A 19,242-nucleotide genomic window follows, 5' to 3' on the forward strand; every position below is an offset into this window, starting at 1 on the left:
CCATAAATATGTATGTTATGAAACAATCCTACAGTGTTTTAAGCTTTATTTTTCTGCTATTTATACTGCCAATGGGCTTAGTATATTCTCAGAATGGGATTCCCGATAATAAGGGAAAGGAATTTTGGTTAATGTTTAACCGGAATAATGATAACTCAGGAGTTAATTTAGACCTGTTTATATCAGGTGATGTACCAACAAATGGAAAGGTAAATTTGCCCAATAATGTTGTTATAGATTTTTCAGTAACACCTGGTGAGATTACCAAGATTGATTTACCCACAAGCTTATTGGCTAATCAGGACGATGAGATTAGTGATAAAGGGGTACACATCATAGCTGAGAAAGAAATTACTGTATACGGTCTAAACCAAAGGTCTGCTTCAACGGATGCCTTTTTGGGACTACCCATTGATATTCTAGGCAATGAATATATTATTATGTCCTATACTTCCTGGAGATCAACAGTTACGTTAGCTTCCGTTCTCGGGGTAGTAGCAACAGAAGATAATACTACGGTGACAATAATTCCAGCCAATGGAACCAGGTTAAGATCCGCAGGAGTGCCCTATGAAATTACTTTACAAAAAGGTCAAACTTATCAGTTAGCGGCTGCGATCAATGGAAATGATCTCACAGGTACTATCATTAAATCTAATGCTCCTGTTTCTGTTTTTAGTGGACACACTTGTAGTAATGTACCTTTTGGGACAACTTATTGTGACCACTTAATTGAACAAATTCCACCAGTATCTTCTCTGGGGCAAAGTTTTGTTACTACACCCTTATCAACGAGAAGGTCCGGTGATATTTTTAGAATCTTAGCGACTAAAGATGGAACAAATGTATCAGTGGTAGGAACTCAAGGATTTTCTGAGAATTTTACAATTTCTAAAGGGGAGTTTAAGGAATTAAGTATTCCCAGCAATGTTTATACAAATATAAAGTCCAATCAGGCAATTTTGGTAGCCCAATATTCAAAAGGTCAAACCTCAGATCGTGTGATTTCAGATCCATTTATGATGCTGATACCACCTTTTGAACAGTTTCAAAATCAATATACAGTAAGTACACCTTCTATTGGTTTCAATAAGCATTTTATTAACCTTGCTGTCCCTATTTCTCAAAAGGGTAAAATTAACGTAGATGGAAGTTTGTTGGATCCAAGTATTTTTACAGATATACCCGGATCTACTTTTGCGGGGGCACAGGTAGAAGTTGATCAAGGAACGCATAATATTTCTGGAAACTTGGCTTTTGGGGCTTTTATGTATGGCTTTGGTAGCTATGATTCCTATGGATACCCCGGTGGTCAGGCACTGGCTAGCGTGGAGCAAGTGCGAAATATTAATTTGGATTTGGAGCAAGAAATTCAGCAAGGAACTACCTATTGTTTTAACTCTACGGTTACTGACGATGAAGGGGTGCCTATTTTTGGTGTTAGGGTAGACTTTGAAGTGGAAGGTGTCAATAATAAAATAGGCTTTGCAGTGACGGATGAGCAGGGTATTGCCAATTTCTGTTTTGATGCTATCAATGAAGGAACCGATAAAATTATGGCTTCAGTTGGAAGTACTACTGCAGAAGCTACAGTTACCACCACTATTCCTAGACCTGATCAGGTGCTGCTTTCCGCTTTGCCTGAATCGGTGACTTTGGGAGAACAGATATGCCTTACCAGTCAGGTTTTGGATCAATTTGGTAATCCTATGGAGAGTGAAGAGCTGTTTTTTGAATATATGGACAATATAATCTATAGCGGTGATTCTGATGAGAACGGAATGGTTGAATATTGCTTCACACCGGAAGAAGGTGGAGACCTTTTATTTAATAGTTATTATGAGGGTGGAGATAAAACCGAAACTACCGTTATGGTAGAGGTTCCTGCCTCTGTTCCTACCGCTATTAGTATTGATGCGGGATCTAATGAAGTCAATCTAGGCCAACAGGTGTGTGTGACTGCTACAGTTAAAGATCAGTTTGGCGAAGTAATGGAAGGGGTAGAGGTCCAACTGGAAATCAATGGAAAGCCAGCCGGTTCGGAGATGACGGATGAAAATGGTGTGGCTGAATTTTGTAAGACTGCTGAAGCCGAAGATGGTGAACTGCTGATTTTCACAGTCAATTATATCGGAGGAGGAGGCCCTGCTTCAACCAATATTAAAGTCCTCAATTCCGGAGGCGGCGGAGACGGAGGCGGAGGTGGTGACCTCGTTGCCAGTGCCATTTCAATCACCAATATATCTACTGAAGTCAATCTTGGGGAGGAAGCCTGTATAGAATCTCTGGTATTGGATCAAAATGGTGATCCCCTTCCAAATACAGAAGTAACAATTGAAATCAATGGAGAAGTTGTTGCCACCTTGATGAGTGATGAAAATGGAATTGTAGCCTATTGTATTGTTACTGAAGATTTAGGTGATTTAAGTTTTGCTGTAAATTATGCAGGAGGAACACCTGCTACAGGTACGGTTAAGGTCATTCAAGTGGTATTGGTAGCTACCACCATTTCGGTAAATCCATCTGAGGCAGAAGTAGTCCTTAATGAGGAAACCTGTTTGGAAGTAGAGGTATTGGATCAATTCGATGATCCTGTCGGAGCCATAGAAGTATTCATTACCAAAAATGGAGAACCCGCCGGTTCTATGATGACTAATGAGGACGGAATATTGAATTATTGCTTCAATCCGGATATGGAAGGTGATTTTGAGTTCGGATTTTATTATACAATCGAGAATATAGTTACCGCCATGATCACCGTTACAGACAATGTCCCAATCCCTACCATTATTTCATTTGAAGAAAACGAAGTGGAGGTAGTGCTAGGTGAAGAAGTATGTTTGGCAGCCACTATCCTGGATCAATTCGGAATGCCTCTAGCAGGTGTGGAAGTTTCTTTTGATGTGAATGGTGTTTACTATGGAAAAGGTATCACAGATGAAAATGGTAGGGTAGAGTTATGTCTAATGCCAGATGAGCTAGGTGATATAATGGTTACTGCCATTTATGAAGGTGGAGATGAAGCGGAGGCAACTGTTATGGTTGTAGCTGAAAATGAGGGATTGGCAATTGAGAGTTTCTGGCTTGTTGATGCTGAAACGAACACTGTAATCAGAGAAGTAATGGATGGAGATAAAATTCCATACGCTACAGTAAAAGGTAAAATGGTAAACTTTATGGTAATCACAGATCCTGAAAAGGTAGGTAGTGTTGAATTAGAGATGAAATCCTTGACCTTATGTTCTACTTGTGCTTGGGATACTAGGGTAAATACTGAAAATGTAATCCCTTATGCTTTATTTGGTGACATAAATGGAGATTACACAGGTAAAGAGGTTTTACCGGGTTCTTATATGTTTAGTGCTGTTCCTTATGAAATGAAACATTTGGCTGGTGATAAAGGTCTAATGGCAATGGTTAACTTTGAAATAGAATTTGAAGGAACGATTGACAGCTTTACCTTGGTCAATGCTACTGATGATACAGATATCCGTGAAATTAAGGATGGAGATGTAATTGATCTCTCAAAATATAAAGATGTCAAATTCAACATTAGAGCCAATGTGCCATGGGAACAAGAAGGTGGACTAGACATGATGATTGAAGGGCCTGTAAACTTCTCAAGATTTGAGAAAGAGATGCCTATGGCCTTATTCGGAGATAATAACGGTGATTATATTGGTAAAGATTTACCGGAAGGATTCTATAAACTATCTTCGACCTCGTTCCCATTTAAGTCTAGTGCAAATAGAGGTATCGGTGGAAAGACAGTTACAGTGAATTTTGAGGTGATTCATGATAGTAAAATTGATAAATTTACGCTGGTAAATGCAGATACCGATGAAGATATTATGGAGCTTATGGAAGGTAGCTTTATTGATTTGAATCTGTACAAAGATGTCAAGCTGAATATTAGAGCAGATGGCAAAGGAGATCATATCGCAGCCATGACTTTCCAATTGTCCGGCGCTAAGAATTACAACTGGACAGAGAGAAAAGCACCATACGCCATTTTTGGAGATTTACCTGCCAATGATTATGCAGGCAAGTACCTCAATGAAGGTAATTATAAATTGATGGTTACTCCTTATAATGCTGACAATACTATGGGGGAAAGTTTGACCGTTAATTTTATGGCCGGCTTTGATAATGGAGAAAATTTAAGGATTGCTAATGCATCCCTAGATCAATTAGAGGCCAGTTCCTCAAATGGTGTAGCCGATAATGGAAGTTTAGTGGAAGACCTAAAAGTCTATCCTCAACCTTCTCAAAATGTAGTGAATTTCCTATATCCATCTTCTATGAGAGAAGATGCAAGGGTTATGATCTACAAAGGCAACGGGCAGTTGATTCATGGAGCCCAACTAGGCAATACCCCTAGCTTCAATTTCGGAAGCTTTGGTTCCGGTTTGTACCTTATCCATGTATCCAATGGTGACAAGATAATTTCCAAGAAAGTATTTATTTATTAGCTTGTTATTTATTTAATATTTCAATTAAAGCTCCGGACATTAGTTCGGAGCTTTTTTTCTTATTGGTGAAATTGAACTTATTTAAGAACCTCATCACAAAGGATTTTTTGAGGATTTCGTTATTCGCCTTTACTTTTTAGAAGAAATTGTTACCGACACGTTGATAGAATAATATTATATGTATTAGCCACAAGTTTATTCTTGAAGGATGTTTTAATTGTATTATCAGCCAGAATAATTAATCTAGCAATACCGTTAGATTGGACTGTTTATTTGAAAGGAAGCTGGTGTGTTTTTTTAATTGAAAGAAATATTTTTTCAACCTGTCTTAATTATTGTAAGGTGTATGACCAATCAGGTATATTTAAAAATAACTGAAGCTTACAGGAAGATTTGTTGTGATATTTAATTTATACAAGTTAATTTGTGCATTAAATATTCAAAAAATTGCCTTTTATGAAAAATGTCTGCTTTGTTTTATGCTTAATTTTTACACTTATTGCTTTTCCTTTTAATAAATCTATGGCCCAGGATGATATTCCGGACAATAAGGGCAAAGAATTTTGGTTGATGTTCAATCGAAACAATGACAATGTTGATGTCAAATTAGAACTATTTATTACCGGTACAATTGAAACCTCTGGTTATGTAAAATTACCGGATAGCAGCATTATAAATTTTGAAGTTCTACCTAATAAAACTACTTCTGTTTTGATTCCCGATACCTTCATAGCTTCAGAGGAAGATGGGGTTGAAAAAAATGGGATTGAAATTGTAGCAGAAGAAGAGGTGTCGGTTTATGGGCTCAATCAAAAGTCCTCTTCAACAGATTCCTTTTTAGCGCTCCCTATTGATGTGTTGGGAAACGAATACATAGTGATGGCAAATAATTCCTATGCACCAAACAGCACGGCTTCCCCTGTTTTTGGAGTAGTAGCGACTATGGACAATACGGAAATAACGATTCTTCCAACCACAACCACTCAAAACAGACAATCCGGCATACCATATCAAATACTTTTGCAAAAAGGAGAATCTTATCAGTTGACAGCAGATGCTTATTTTTCAGATCTCACCGGAACTTCTATCACTTCAAATAATCCTGTTGCTGTATTTAGTGGGCATACTTGCGGTAATGTACCACTTTTCACAAATGGTTGTGATCAAATGATTGAACAGATGCCTCCTGTGACTACTTTGGGTAAAAAATTCATTACTGTTCCCTTAGCATCCAGAGAGGAGGGAGATGTTTTTAGAGTTCTAGCCACAATGGATGATACCTATATAAAAGTTGAAGGGACCAATGGGTTTTCTGAGGAGTTTACTCTTGACAAAGGGGATTTTGAAATATTAAATATTCCAAGTAATGTTTATACTCAAATTGAATCCAATTATTCAGTAATGGTGGCCCAACTTTCAAAAGGTCAGGCCACAGACAACGTATCTGCGGATCCTTTTTTAATGCTAGTTCCTCCTGTAGAACAATACCAAAATCAGTATCAGGTAAGCACGCTCCAAACCGAGTTTGAAAATCATTTTATAAATATCGCTGTACCTATTTCACAAAAAAATAAAGTACGAATAGATGGAAGTCTTATGGGATCCTCAATTTTTGTTGATATACCAAATAGCAGTTATGCAGGAGCTCAAATTCAAGTTACAGAAGGAAGTCATCATATTTCATCAGACTTACCTTTTGCAGCATTAATGTATGGGTTTAGTAGTTTTAATGCATATGGTAACCCAGTAGGCCAGGGCTTGGGGGAAATTGCTGAAATTCAAAATCTACAACTTATAATTAACGAAGAAGGTCAAAAAGAATCTACCTATTGCGTAAAAGCCCTATTAACTGATGGAAAGGAAAATCCGCTTTTCGGTGTTAAAGTAGATTTTGAAGTTCAAGGGCCAAATCAACAAAATGGTTTCAGTATTACAAATGAAAATGGTATGGCCCATTTTTGCTTTGATGCAAGTAACAAAGGTGTTGATAGAGTAATTGCAAGTGTGGGTCCTTCCATTATAGATACAATAGAGGTGGACAGCAATAAGCCCGTGCCTGCAACGATTACTTTTCTCGATTATGTTGTGAATGGAATAGTAGGTGAAGAAACTTGTTTGAATGCGACTGTATTGGATCAGTTTGGAATTCCAATTGGGAATGCTGAGGTTTCCTTTGATGTTAATGGAACCTTTTTTAATAAAATCATATCAGATGAAGACGGTAAAATTACATTTTGCCAATTGCCTAAGCAAGAAGGAGATTTAGAAGTAAAGGCCTATATTGATGAAAACACAAATGCTGAAGCAACCATTTCGGTTGTTGCTATTTTAGAAAGTATATTAATTGACAGGTTCTTGTTAATAGATGCAAGTACAAATACCACGATAAGAGAAATCAAGAATAATGATAAACTTGCTTACGGTACCATCAAGGATAAGAAATTGTCTATTATTGCAATTCCAGATCCTGAAAATGTCGGTAGTATTAATTTAGAGTTGGAATCATTAACGCAATGTAGTTCCTGTCCTAAAACATTTCATGATATTACTGAAAATGTAGAGCCTTTCGCTCTTTTTGGGGATATTAAAGGCAACTACCTTGGGTATAATTTTTTTCCGGGTGATTATAAGTTAACTGCCACTCCATATGAATTTAGAGGCCAAACAGGTAATCAGGGAGTAAAGGCTTCTATCAACTTTGAAATCTTTTATGAAAGTAGTATAGAAAGTTTCACGCTTGTCAATGCAACAGATAACAAGGATATTATAACAATAAAAGACGGGGCTACGATTGATTTGTCAACTTATAAAGGTAAAAAATTCAATATCAGAGCCAATGTGCCAAACAACCAAACCCAAGGAGGTGTAGGCATGTTCATTGATGGGCCTGTTACATTTTCTCAATTTGAAAAAGTTGAGCCATTGGCGCTTTTTACGGATGTTGGCGGTGATTATTCAGGAAAAGATTTACCTGAAGGAGAATATACTATATCCGCAAGGGCTTACCCCTTTCAATCCAGCAGTACAAGAGGAATAGGAGGGGAACCTTATACCATTAATTTTAGCGTAATTCATAACAGTAGAGTGGATAAGCTGACTTTAGTAAATGCTGATACCGAGGAGGATGTTATGCCATTGGTGGAAGGAAGTTACATTGACTTAAACCTATATGAGGATGTAAAGTTAAATATTAGAGCTGAGGGAAAAGGGGAGCACTTAGCTGCCATGGCCTTTCAGTTATCGGGAGCAAAGAATTATTCTTGGACAGAAAGAAAGGCCCCATATGCCATTTTTGGTGACGCACAAGGTGTCGATTATAATGGTAAATACTTCAAGGAAGGTTTGTACAATTTAATAGTGACTCCTTATAATAGTAATAATGAAAAGGGGCAATCCTTTACGGTTAACTTTAGTGTTGGCTATGATATTGGAGAAAATTTGAGAGTTATTAGTGGGTCTCTTAATCAGGAAGAGGGGGACATTATTGAAAGTGATTTTCAAAATAGGGTTTTGACCGAAGAGCTTATCGTTTATCCCCAGCCATCCAAAAACTACGTTCATATCATCTACCCTTCCAATATCAGTGAAAATGAAATGATAATGATTTACAAAGGCAATGGGCAACTGATTCATGGCTCCCAGAAGGGTAATACGTCAGGCTTTAATTTTGAGCCTTTTGGATCGGGCTTGTATCTGATTCATGTCAATAACGGAGATAAAATAATTTCCAAAAAGATTTTTATTCATTAAAAGGATAGATTAAGGACCATTTCAGAAAGCTTCGGACATTTGTTCGGAGCTTTTTTTTATCCTTACTCATTTATTTTTCATTGATATTTAATGAGCTATTTCCCTTTTAGTTTTAAAAAATAAGCACTAACCTCTACCTGCCAAATGGGTTCTGGTTTTTTGTTGCTGTATCAGCCTTAGGGTTCAATCCCAAGTTTGGGTTGTAGTTCTGGTGTCCAAATCAACCGAGTTTTTTAGCTATAATTCTTTTTACTACAATTATTTGGGTATATAATACATCTTCATTCATAACCTAAAAATGAATTGCTTTTTGTATAATTAAAAAAGTATCTAATTTGTTATATAAATTTTTATTTGTTTTGAAAATGACTGATTTATATATTTTTTATCATCTATTTATAGATCCTAATATTTATGAGTAATATGTTTTATAACACTGCTTGTAAAATATTTTAATTTTTTTTCAATTTTTTTTATCACTCTTTTTTAAGACTACCTGCAAAATTTGGGTTTCCAAAAACAATATCTCATTTACCTGTTGAAATTGTTCAACCAGCTGCAGTTTTTCACAAGATTTGTGATCCGATAAGTATTTGTTTTTAAGTATAATATATCGTTAATTTTTGAAATGAGATTCATATTTAGAATTTCATTTTGATATATATGAAAATCAAAAAACAAGATTCTTTTAATTGAAATACCGTTTTGAGAATTCATAAATCAAAAAAAGTAGGATAAAATGAACAGAGCTTTGAATAACAAGGCGAATCCTGAAACATGAAGAAATATAAACTTTAAAATAAATTACCATGAAAGCTTCACTTCTTACTCTCATTATTTTGTTTTCGTTAGCAATGTCGTTTAGTCAGGGATATGCTGCAAATTATTATGTTTCTCAAGAAAGAGGAAATGACAACAGGACTTATAAAGAAGCGCAAAACCCAAGCACTCCATGGAAATCAATTGATAAAGTTAATTCTATATTTAATTATTTAAAGCCAGGTGATGCTGTCTTATTTAATAGAGGAGAAGTTTTTTATGGTACATTACATATTAAATCTTCTGGGTCTACTACTTCTCCCATTAGAATTGGAGCTTACGGCTCCGGTTCAAAACCGGTCATTACTTCACTGAAAACTGTAAGTGGTTGGAGATCCTTAGGGAACGGAGTTTATGAAAGCACCAAAACAATAGATACTAAATCTATTGAAGTGGTTTTAATTAATGGGGAAATTTATGAGTTGGGAAGGTATCCAAATAGTGATATAGCTAATGAAGGGTATTTAAAAATAGAAAGCGTAAAAGGAAATTACTTGCTTTCCAGCAGCGAATTAGGTGGTTCACCAAATTGGAATGGTGGAGAGGTTGTTATAAAGAAGAATCAATGGATTATTGATACACATGAAATTACTTCACACAGTGGGGGGCAAGTAAAATTTAATGCCAGTAATAGTGCCTATCCGGTTGAGAAGGACTTTGGTTTTTTCATCCAAAACCATATCAAAACCCTTGATACTTTTGGAGAATGGTATTTTAATCCATCCACAAAGAAAATAAATATATACTTTGGAAACCGGAATCCTTCTTCCATGAAGGTAGAAGTAAGTACACTTGATAACCTGTTGATTAAAGATTATAGGGATACAAATATAACAGTCGAGAATATTAATTTTAAAGGAGTAAATGCTGATGCCATTAGGCTAGAAGGAGGTAAAAACATTAAAATCCTCGATTCTGAAATAAATTTTGTGGGTGTAAATGGAATCCTTGCTTTAAGTGTGGTTGATTTAAAAATTGAGAGAAATAACTTCAATAACACTTACAACAATGGCATGTATCTTCGCTATGGAAATGACAATGCAATCATTAAGGACAATGAAATTAGAAAGACTGCATTAATTGCGGGAAGGACACAAAATCAGGATGCTGCAGGAATCGGTATTTTTGCTTATGGGGAGAAAGTTTTGGTTCAAAACAACGTGGTAATCAATTCAGGGTTTAATGGAATACAATTTAGTGGAAACTACTCGGTAGTTAAAAATAATTATATAGATACCTTTTGCCAGATTAAAGGTGATGGAGGAGGAATTTATACTTTTGGTGGTGTTAAATATCAAGGGTTTAAAGGAAGGAAAATTGAAGGAAATATTGTGGTTAACAGTATTGGTAGTAGAGGTGGTATTCCCGACAAAGGCGTAAACTATAGACCTTTGGCAGAAGGTATTTTTCTAGATGACCACTCTAATAATATTGAGATTATAGGGAATACAGTGGCCAATACCGAGAACAATGGCTTGAAAATGTCAAATGTTAATAATATACATGTTGAAAACAATACATTTTTTAACTCACATACATCCATTACATTAGGTAATAATGTCATTGGAGAGGATACCAGAGAAGTTACAATAAACAATAACCAACTTTTTGCTAAAACTGCAAATCAGAATACCTATAATATCAATACTTACAAAGATGATATAGAAATTATGGCTGAGTTTGATCACAACTATTTTTTCAGACCATTGGGAGATGAGTTCAGTATATTTAATGAATATTCAAAATACGGAAAGTCCATCGCAGCCATTGACAACCTGAAGCAATGGACTGAGAAATTTGGTAAGGACAAAAACTCTGTTAGTAACTCCATAGACTTGGCCACATATACCATTGATAAAAAAATTGGATCTAGTCTTTATCCAAACGTTTCGTTTGATAAGAATACGAATGGTATTTCTTGCAGCAATTGCTCTCAGAAATGGGATACAAATAGTAAAATGAATGGTGGAAGCATTAAAGTTACCAATTCAGGAAATGGCGCTCTAAAAATGAATTTAGGCAAATTAAAGAAAGATAAGACTTACTTATTAAAGTTTAAAGCTTTAGGCAGTAAAGAAGCAAATATCCAAACCTATTTAAGGTACACAGGAACTCCTTGGGAGAAATTATCAGGAGTGACCACATTCGAGATTAAGAAAGAGCTGGATACTTATGAGGTATTGGTGTCTCCATTTGTAGATGCTGAGGAAGTATCCCTTTTGGTCACAGCTTCTGAAGATAATTTCACGTACTGGATGGACGACTTAGAGTTTGTAGAAGTTGAAGCATCATTTATCGATCCCAATGAAGAAATTGTTTTTGAATTCAACCCAACCAAAAACAGCAAGACTATTGCTTTGTCAGGTGAATATGTTAATGCCAAACTTGAAAAATTTTCCGGAACAGTTACTATTCCTGCTTATGGTTCTGTAGTGCTAATTCGTGTTTCCAAAAATGTGCTGGTTGATAATGTTGAGAAGGTAGAAAATATTACAGAAGAGACCGAAGCTTTGTATTACCATTTTGGGGATAAAGGTCCTGTAACTTATAACGGAAATGTATTTGAGAAACTAAATTCTGAATTCTTTTTATCTTCAGGTTCCAATGTTTCTAATGAACCAAGTGCCAGTGAAGAGACCTTGTTCCAATCAGAAAGATTTGACAATGAACTATTGTTTAAGATACCTGTAGCAAATGGTAGATACACTGTAGTGACTTATCACAATGAGTTGTATTATGGTCAAAACGGAAGGTCTCAAAGAGCCGGGCAAAGGGTATATGATATAATTTTAGAAGGCGAATTAGTAAAAGATAATTTTGACCTTTATTTGGAAAATAGAAATCAAGAAACTACGCTTTCCTTTAATGAAATTATTGTAAATGACGGTTATTTAAACCTTGACCTCAAAGCCTCTGTTAACAATGCCTCGATATCTGCAATTGCCATTATTCGAGAAAATAAAGAGATTTTAAAACCTAGCATAAACATATCTACCATAGAGAATACTTCTCAACTAACCGAAGGGGACCAGCTTACCTTGCTTAGTGAAATTACCAACCTGGATGATAATATTGAAAAAGTTGAGTTCTATTGTGGTTTAAAATTGGTTGGAACCTGTGTTGAAAAACCTTTTCAAGCTGTTATTGACGAAATTCCTTCAGGAGATAATTATGTGTGGGCTACTGTGACAGATAAAAATGGAAATGTTAACACTTCTGAAGAAATTGAATTTACTGCCAGCAAAAATGTGGCTATAGAAGAGGGAAGCACCTCAATAGAGAAAAGTCCTATTGAAGTGCTGGAAGGACAATATTACCATTTAGGTTATGGTGGTAATATCGCTTACAAAGGAAAAGAATTTATTAATTTAAATCGAGATTTTTTAGTGTCATCAGGATCAAATGTTTCCGTTTATGAGGAAGGTAGCGAGGAAAAATTATTTCAATCTGCAAGGTTCGATAACGAGCTTTTATTCAAAATTCCTGTGGAAAATGGAACCTATACAGTAGTTACTTATCACAATGAATTGTATTTTGGAGAAAATGGAAGGGCTGAAAAAGCCGGCCAACGTGTTTTTGACATTAGCATTGAAGGTAAAGTAGTAAAAAATAACCTGGACCTTTATCTGGAATACAATAATCAAGAAACTGAGCTTACTTTTAAATCAATTAAAATTTCTGATGGTTATTTGAATCTGGATCTTAAGGCTTCGTCCAATAATGCATTGATTTCTGCGATAGCTATTATTCCTGATACATCACTTTCTCTTGGCGAGGTAGGATATGTTTTGCATCTTAATACAACGAATCAAAACGAAGTTATTTATCAAGAAAATAGTTTTGTTTCCAGTGCCAAATACATCAGTTCTTCAAGTAGCAATACTTCAACCAATACTAAGGCAAGTAATGAAAAAATCTTCCAATCTGAGAGGTATGCCAAAGAATTAACTTTTGAAATCCCTGTAGAGAACGCAACTTATACTATTAAAACTTACCACAATGAGTTGTATTTTGGAAAAGGAGGCGCTACTGCTAGAGAAGGAAGAAGGGTGTATGACATCTTTTTAGAAGATCAATTAGTAGCTGATAACTTTGACATATATGAATACAATAATAATAACCAAACCATTCTTACCTTTAAAGGGATTGAAGTAAAAGATGGAGTTTTAAACCTCGATTTAAGTGCAAGTGCTAACAATGCTTCCATCTCAGGGATTTCTATTATAGAAGAGGGCAACAATTCAAACCAAACTGCCGGTTCTGATCACCTGTTTTTCTTAAATACCGGTAGTGATTCGGATGCAACTTTGGGTGGCATCACATATCTGGCAGAATCAAAAACAGATCAATATTTTAATGATGGTACCGGTCGATATAACAACACGAAAGCAGATGTTGAAAGACTATTTCAAACAGAAAGAAGTGGAAAAAGCTTGGTATATACCATTCCTGTTCCCAATGGAACTTATACCGTATTTACCATGCATCATGAAGTATGGTTTGGATATGGAGGACGTACTGCCAAAGCCGGAAAAAGAGTTTACGATATCGCTTTGCAAGGTGAAGTATTGAAAAATGACTTTGATTTATTTGTTGAAAATAAAAATGCTCCAACCATGTTGTCTTTCGATAACATTCAAGTTACCAATGGTCAGTTGACATTAGCGTTGAATGCATCTGTAAACAATGCAAGTATCTCAGGAATTGCAATTGTAGGTAGTGCTGCCAAGGGTGGTGAAGTCGCTGCAAACCTAAGAACTGTTTCAAGAGGGTATAAAGAAATGAAAGAAAGAGGCTATAAAGAAATGGACGTTTATACTGAAACTGTTGCTCAGGAGGAAGTTAAAATTTTTCCAAATCCAGCCAAAGGAAGAGCTACTTTAGAACTCAATGCTGAAATTGGATTGGGAAGAGTGTTGATCCACAATATGAATGGTCAATTGGTTAGCCATTTTGATTTGGCTAGCATTAAAACTTCCGACAATCAGTTTAATATTCCTCTGGATAATCTGTCTCAAGGTGTTTACCTTGTAAGTATTAGCAACGAAAAGTCAATCATCAGTAAGCAAAGGCTTATCGTTAATCCTTAATTATCTATTCAGCAATCTACAAAAAAATGTCTCGTTAAAATACGGGACATTTTTTTGCTTATTTTAAATTAAAAATACACACTGGCCTGAAATAGCATCTACAGGACTGAGCAGTAAGAGATAAAAAATAAATAAGGCATGGTATAAATCAATTTAAATTCGCTTTTTTACACTACATATTTTAAGTTTGTTCCTTATGAAAGTTTATAGAACCAAGAAAGGTATTGTAATAGAAGAAAGCAATCATTTTTATACTTTACCCGATGAAAATTGGGATGCGTTTATTAATGACGACAACTTGTATAATAAGGTCCAAAACATTACCCAATCATCTAATATCTCTGAGGATGGGCACCATTGGATCAAGGAAGGATTAATGGCGCCTGTTGAGAATCAGGAAGTATGGGCTAGTGGTGTGACCTATTATAAAAGTAAATTGGGAAGACAAGAAGAATCTAAGGACAGTGGCGGAGGGACCTTTTATGAAAAGGTTTACAATGCTGCCAGACCGGAATTGTTCATGAAAGCTACAGGTCCCAATGTTAGGGGGCATTTGCAAAAGGTGCGAATTAGAAAAGATTCTACTTGGGATGTACCTGAACCGGAATTAACCTTACTGATAAGTTCTTCCGGAAAAATCTTAGGCTATACCATAGGGAATGACATGAGCTCCAGGAGTATAGAGGGGGAGAACCCATTGTATCTCCCTCAAGCTAAAGTTTACAAAGGAAGTGCTGCTATAGGTCCATGCATACTGGTCACCGATCAACCTCTACCGAGAGACACAGAAATAAAACTAGAAGTTATCAGAGGTAGTAATTTGATTTTTAGTGATACCATCACCATAGATCAAATCAAAAGGGAACTCAAGGAGTTGGTTACTTACTTGTATGCAGAGTACGATTTCCATTCAGGGTCATTTTTAATGACAGGAACAGGAATTGTACCGGGAAACGATTTCACTCTAGCCTCTAAAGATGTAGTTAAAATTCAGATTAGTGGAATAGGTACCTTAATAAACCCTGTAGAATAAAAATCAAGAAAATGAAGTTTGATTGATGTGCCTTTTGCTAAAGCTTTGCTAGTGGGCTAGTTAATCTTATGTGACTAACAAATCACTTTTGAAATCAAAATTTTAAAGCAATTCAAAGCCTTCAAGTCAATTATTTTACCTAATTTTGAATCCCATAAGAATATAAACAAAATTTCATATAACCATTCTTATGGCTGCGTCTACAAAACATATATTTATTACCGGAGGAGTTACTTCCTCACTTGGAAAAGGAATTATAGCTGCCTCATTGGCCAAGCTTCTTCAATCAAGAGGAATTTCTGTCACCATCCAAAAATTTGATCCCTACCTAAACATTGATCCAGGAACTTTGAACCCCTATGAACATGGCGAATGCTATGTTACTGAGGATGGCGCAGAAACTGATCTGGATTTAGGGCACTACGAAAGATTCTTAAACTCAACTACTTCTCAGGGAAACAATGTAACCACAGGAAGGATATACAATAATGTCATCACCAAAGAAAGAAATGGTGAATTTTTAGGTAAAACTGTGCAGGTAATTCCTCACATTACAGATGAAATAAAAAACAACTTTTACAAACTTGGTAATGATGGTAAGTATGATGTAATCATTACTGAAATTGGTGGTTGCGTGGGTGATATTGAATCCCTGCCATTTGTGGAAGCAGTGAGGCAGGCAAGGTGGGATTTAGGTCCCAATAACTTTTTGGTGATCCATCTCACTTTAATTCCTTTTCTTTCTGCTGCAAAGGAGTTGAAAACCAAGCCAACTCAGCATTCGGTTAAGCAATTATTGGAGGCTGGGGTGCAACCTGATATTTTAGTTTGCAGGACAGAACACCATTTACCTGTTGATGTCAAAAAGAAAATTGCCCAATTCTGCAACGTACAATTGAATTGTGTCATTGAAGCAATGGATGCTGATTCAATTTACGATGTTCCGCTATTGATGAAAAAAGAACGTCTTGATGAGCGGGTGATGACCAAATTAAAAATATCCTCTAAGACCAATACTGAATTGGAACAATGGAAAGAATTTTTGGGTAAGCTCAAAAACCCAACCATGGAGGTGGATATAGCGCTTATTGGGAAATATGTTTCACTTCCTGATGCCTATAAATCAATAATTGAATCTTTTATTCACGCAGGCACTTCTTTAGAATGCAAAGTAAACTTACATTTGGTTTCTTCTGAGGAATTAAACGAAGGGAATATTGGTAAGAAACTTGAACTAATGGATGGTGTTTTGGTAGCACCTGGTTTTGGAGTTAGGGGACTTGCAGGAAAACTAATTGCCACCAAATATGCCAGGGAGAATTTAATTCCTTTCTTTGGTATTTGTTTAGGAATGCAAGTTGCTGTCATTGAGTTTGCAAGAAATGTCTTGGGCAAAGCTGACGCTTCTTCCGGTGAATTAGAACCTGATTGTAAGGATCCGGTAATTTTTCTTATGGAAGAGCAAAAAGGTGTCAAGCAAATGGGAGGAACCATGCGTCTAGGTGCTTATCCTTGTGAGATGAAAAAAGGTTCCAAAGCTTATAAAGCCTATGGAAAACCAAAGGTAACAGAGCGGCATAGACACAGATATGAATTCAATAACAAGTACCTCAAGGAGTTTGAAGACCATGGAATGGTTGCTTCCGGAAAAAACCCTGACAAAGGCTTGGTAGAAATTATTGAATTGAAAGATCACCCTTGGTTTGTTGGTACCCAATTTCATCCGGAATACAAAAGTACTGTTTTAAATCCCCACCCATTGTTTGTGCGATTTATCAAGGCAGTTAGTGACAATAAAAGGAATAAATCATAAAATTATTATTTAGTGACAGGTTTAAGCCTGTATCAAACAACCGATTGAATTATGGATAAAAATCAAGCGACAGGACTAATTCTTTTCGCGGCGGTAATTTTGGTTTATTCGCTCTTTTTTGCGAGTGATCCCCAGCCAGTTATCGAACCCCAAACAAGCAATGGAAGTACACAAGTACAATCTAGTGCGGATGAGGCTGAGCAAGGCACACAAGAAGTTGAAAGTGTATATACTGATAGTCTACAAAATATTGCAGCCAAGCAGAAATACGGTGACTTTTCAGGCCTTGTCAATGGACAGGAAAGTGAAACAATACTTGAGAATGATGATGTAAAAATCACACTATCTAATAAAGGTGGGGAAATTCAAAAAGTCGAAGTCAAAGGTTTCAAAACCTATGACCAACAACCCCTCATTATTTTTGATAGCGAAACAGGTGCAATAGATTATAAAATTAAGGCTACCAATGGTGAATTAAGCTTAAATGATCTTTTCTTTGAAGTAAATGAATCTAGTGAAGTTGTAGACGAGGTGCAGGTAAGCACCGTAACTTTTACAGCCAATGCCGGTTCGGGTAGTATAGTAAGAAAATACCAATTGCCATCATCAGGTTATCAGCTTTCCCATAAAATCGAGGGTGATAGGTTGGCCAACTTGGTTAATGAGGAAGTTTTGACCATCAATTGGCAGAGTGAACTCAAAAGGTTAGAGGAAGATATGGGAGAGTCCCGAAGGAAAACCTATATGAATTTCTATACTTCAGATGAAACCTATGATTATTTATCAACCGGGGAAGGTGATGACTCGGAACAAGTAGGTGAACCTATAAAATGGGTGGCCTTCAAACAACGGTTTTTTACCTCCGGTATAATTGCAAAGGAGCAATTTAACAGCGGTAACCTTGCCCAAGAAACTCCCATAGATTCATCTTATGTGAAAAACATGTCGGCTACCTTACAACTCCCTATAAATGGAGAAGTTAGTTATTATTTCGGCCCTAATAATTATAAGGTGCTTAAAAATGTGACGCCTGAGTTTGATAAAAATGTAGACATGGGCTATATTTTTGTTAGCTGGGTAAACAAATACATCATTGTAAACTTGTTTCACTGGCTTGAGAATTTCTTCAATAACTATGGAGTAATCATCATATTGATCGTATTCATCATTAAGTTGTTCTTGTTGCCTTTGACTTATAAGTCCTACATTGGAATGGCTAAGATGCGGGTGATTAAGCCTGAAATTGATGAGTTAAAGGAAAAATACGGAGAAGATCAAACCAAGATGCAACAAGAGCAAATGAAGCTCTTTAGTCAACTCGGGGTGAGTCCTATTTCAGGTTGTTTACCTATGGTGTTACAAATGCCCTTCTTATTGGCCATGTTCTTTTTCTTTCCAAATTCTATTGAATTGAGACAGGAATCGTTTTTATGGGCACATGATCTTTCTACGTATGATTCAATACTTAACCTGCCTTTTACCATACCATTTTATGGCTCGCATGTAAGTTTATTTACTTTATTAATGACCGTTTCTCAAATAGCCTATACGCACTTCAACAATCAGTTGACGACTGCGCAAGGGCCTATGAAAAATATTGGTTATGTAATGCCTGTGGTTTTTATGTTTGTTTTAAACTCTTTCCCTGCAGCACTTAGTTTCTACTATTTTGTATCCAACATGGTTACTTTTGGTCAACAATACTTGATCAAACAGTTTGTGGATGATGATAAAATCAGAGCTAAAGTGGAAGAAAGCAAACTTAAAAATGCAAATAAGAAAAAATCCAAGTTTCAGATGAAAATAGAGCAGGCCATGAAAGCCGCAGAAAATAATAAGACTGAAACCAAGAAGAAAAAAGGAAAAAAATAAAAGGCAATTTCTCAACTATATTTCAATAAGGCATGGTTTATTCCATGCCTTTTTTGTTGTATCCATGGCCGGATTTTCTTATCTAGAATTTTTTTACATAGGATTGGACATTATTGGTTACAGAATAAAAATAGCTTTTTGATCAGGATTCAAGTTTTAGACAATAAACTTTAACCCATATGGATGTTCTAGAATTGATTCCGGGTGCAATTGTTGATTAAAAATGAGCTTCAATAGAATCGCTCAAAGTCTTAGCAATTTCGCCTTCTGTGTAATTCTTTAATGCTTGTTGTAAAGAGTTAATAATTAAGTGCTTAATAGGGTTGTTGTTAAGATTCTTTCCCTTTTTATCTATTATTAACTTTCGGATCCATTGGGCTGGCTGGTCATAGT

Annotated in this window: 6 protein-coding genes; all 6 read left to right on the forward strand. The window is 35.9% G+C overall.

Features of this window, described 5'->3' with window-relative positions; all coding sequences use genetic code 11:
* Positions 1–17 precede the first annotated feature (17 nt).
* The gene (locus ACYVHJ_RS23910; protein WP_460520290.1) at positions 18–4,472 is read left to right on the forward strand and encodes a T9SS type A sorting domain-containing protein; all 4,455 of its coding nucleotides are present in this window, start codon (positions 18–20) and stop codon (positions 4,470–4,472) included.
* 456 nt (positions 4,473–4,928) lie between these two features.
* A complete protein-coding gene (locus ACYVHJ_RS23915) occupies positions 4,929–8,222 on the forward strand; it encodes a T9SS type A sorting domain-containing protein (protein WP_460520292.1) in 3,294 nt (1,097 codons plus the stop codon).
* 809 nt (positions 8,223–9,031) lie between these two features.
* Positions 9,032–14,131 (forward strand): malectin domain-containing carbohydrate-binding protein, encoded by a 5,100-nt coding sequence (locus ACYVHJ_RS23920; RefSeq protein WP_460520295.1) that lies wholly within the window; start codon positions 9,032–9,034, stop codon positions 14,129–14,131.
* A 196-nt stretch (positions 14,132–14,327) separates the two neighbouring features.
* Positions 14,328–15,164, forward strand: a complete 837-nt coding sequence (locus ACYVHJ_RS23925; protein WP_460520298.1) for a fumarylacetoacetate hydrolase family protein — start codon at positions 14,328–14,330, stop codon at positions 15,162–15,164.
* Between the two features lie 190 nt (positions 15,165–15,354).
* Positions 15,355–16,977: a CTP synthase gene (locus tag ACYVHJ_RS23930; RefSeq protein WP_460520301.1), complete on the forward strand. Its 1,623-nt coding sequence runs from the start codon at positions 15,355–15,357 to the stop codon at positions 16,975–16,977.
* A 51-nt stretch (positions 16,978–17,028) separates the two neighbouring features.
* Positions 17,029–18,849: a membrane protein insertase YidC gene (gene yidC / locus ACYVHJ_RS23935; protein WP_460520304.1), complete on the forward strand. Its 1,821-nt coding sequence runs from the start codon at positions 17,029–17,031 to the stop codon at positions 18,847–18,849.
* Positions 18,850–19,242: the final 393 nt, after the last annotated feature.

The sequence above is a fragment of the Cyclobacterium sediminis genome, assembly GCF_054781075.1.

Excerpts from the sequence above, each read along its gene's own strand:
- ACYVHJ_RS23910 (WP_460520290.1), top strand. The coding sequence starts at position 18 with ATGAAACAATCCTACAGTGTTTTAAGCTTTATTTTTCTGCTATTTATA.
- ACYVHJ_RS23915 (WP_460520292.1), top strand. The coding sequence starts at position 4,929 with ATGAAAAATGTCTGCTTTGTTTTATGCTTAATTTTTACACTTATTGCT.
- ACYVHJ_RS23920 (WP_460520295.1), top strand. The coding sequence starts at position 9,032 with ATGAAAGCTTCACTTCTTACTCTCATTATTTTGTTTTCGTTAGCAATG.
- ACYVHJ_RS23925 (WP_460520298.1), top strand. The coding sequence starts at position 14,328 with ATGAAAGTTTATAGAACCAAGAAAGGTATTGTAATAGAAGAAAGCAAT.
- ACYVHJ_RS23930 (WP_460520301.1), top strand. The coding sequence starts at position 15,355 with ATGGCTGCGTCTACAAAACATATATTTATTACCGGAGGAGTTACTTCC.
- yidC (WP_460520304.1), top strand. The coding sequence starts at position 17,029 with ATGGATAAAAATCAAGCGACAGGACTAATTCTTTTCGCGGCGGTAATT.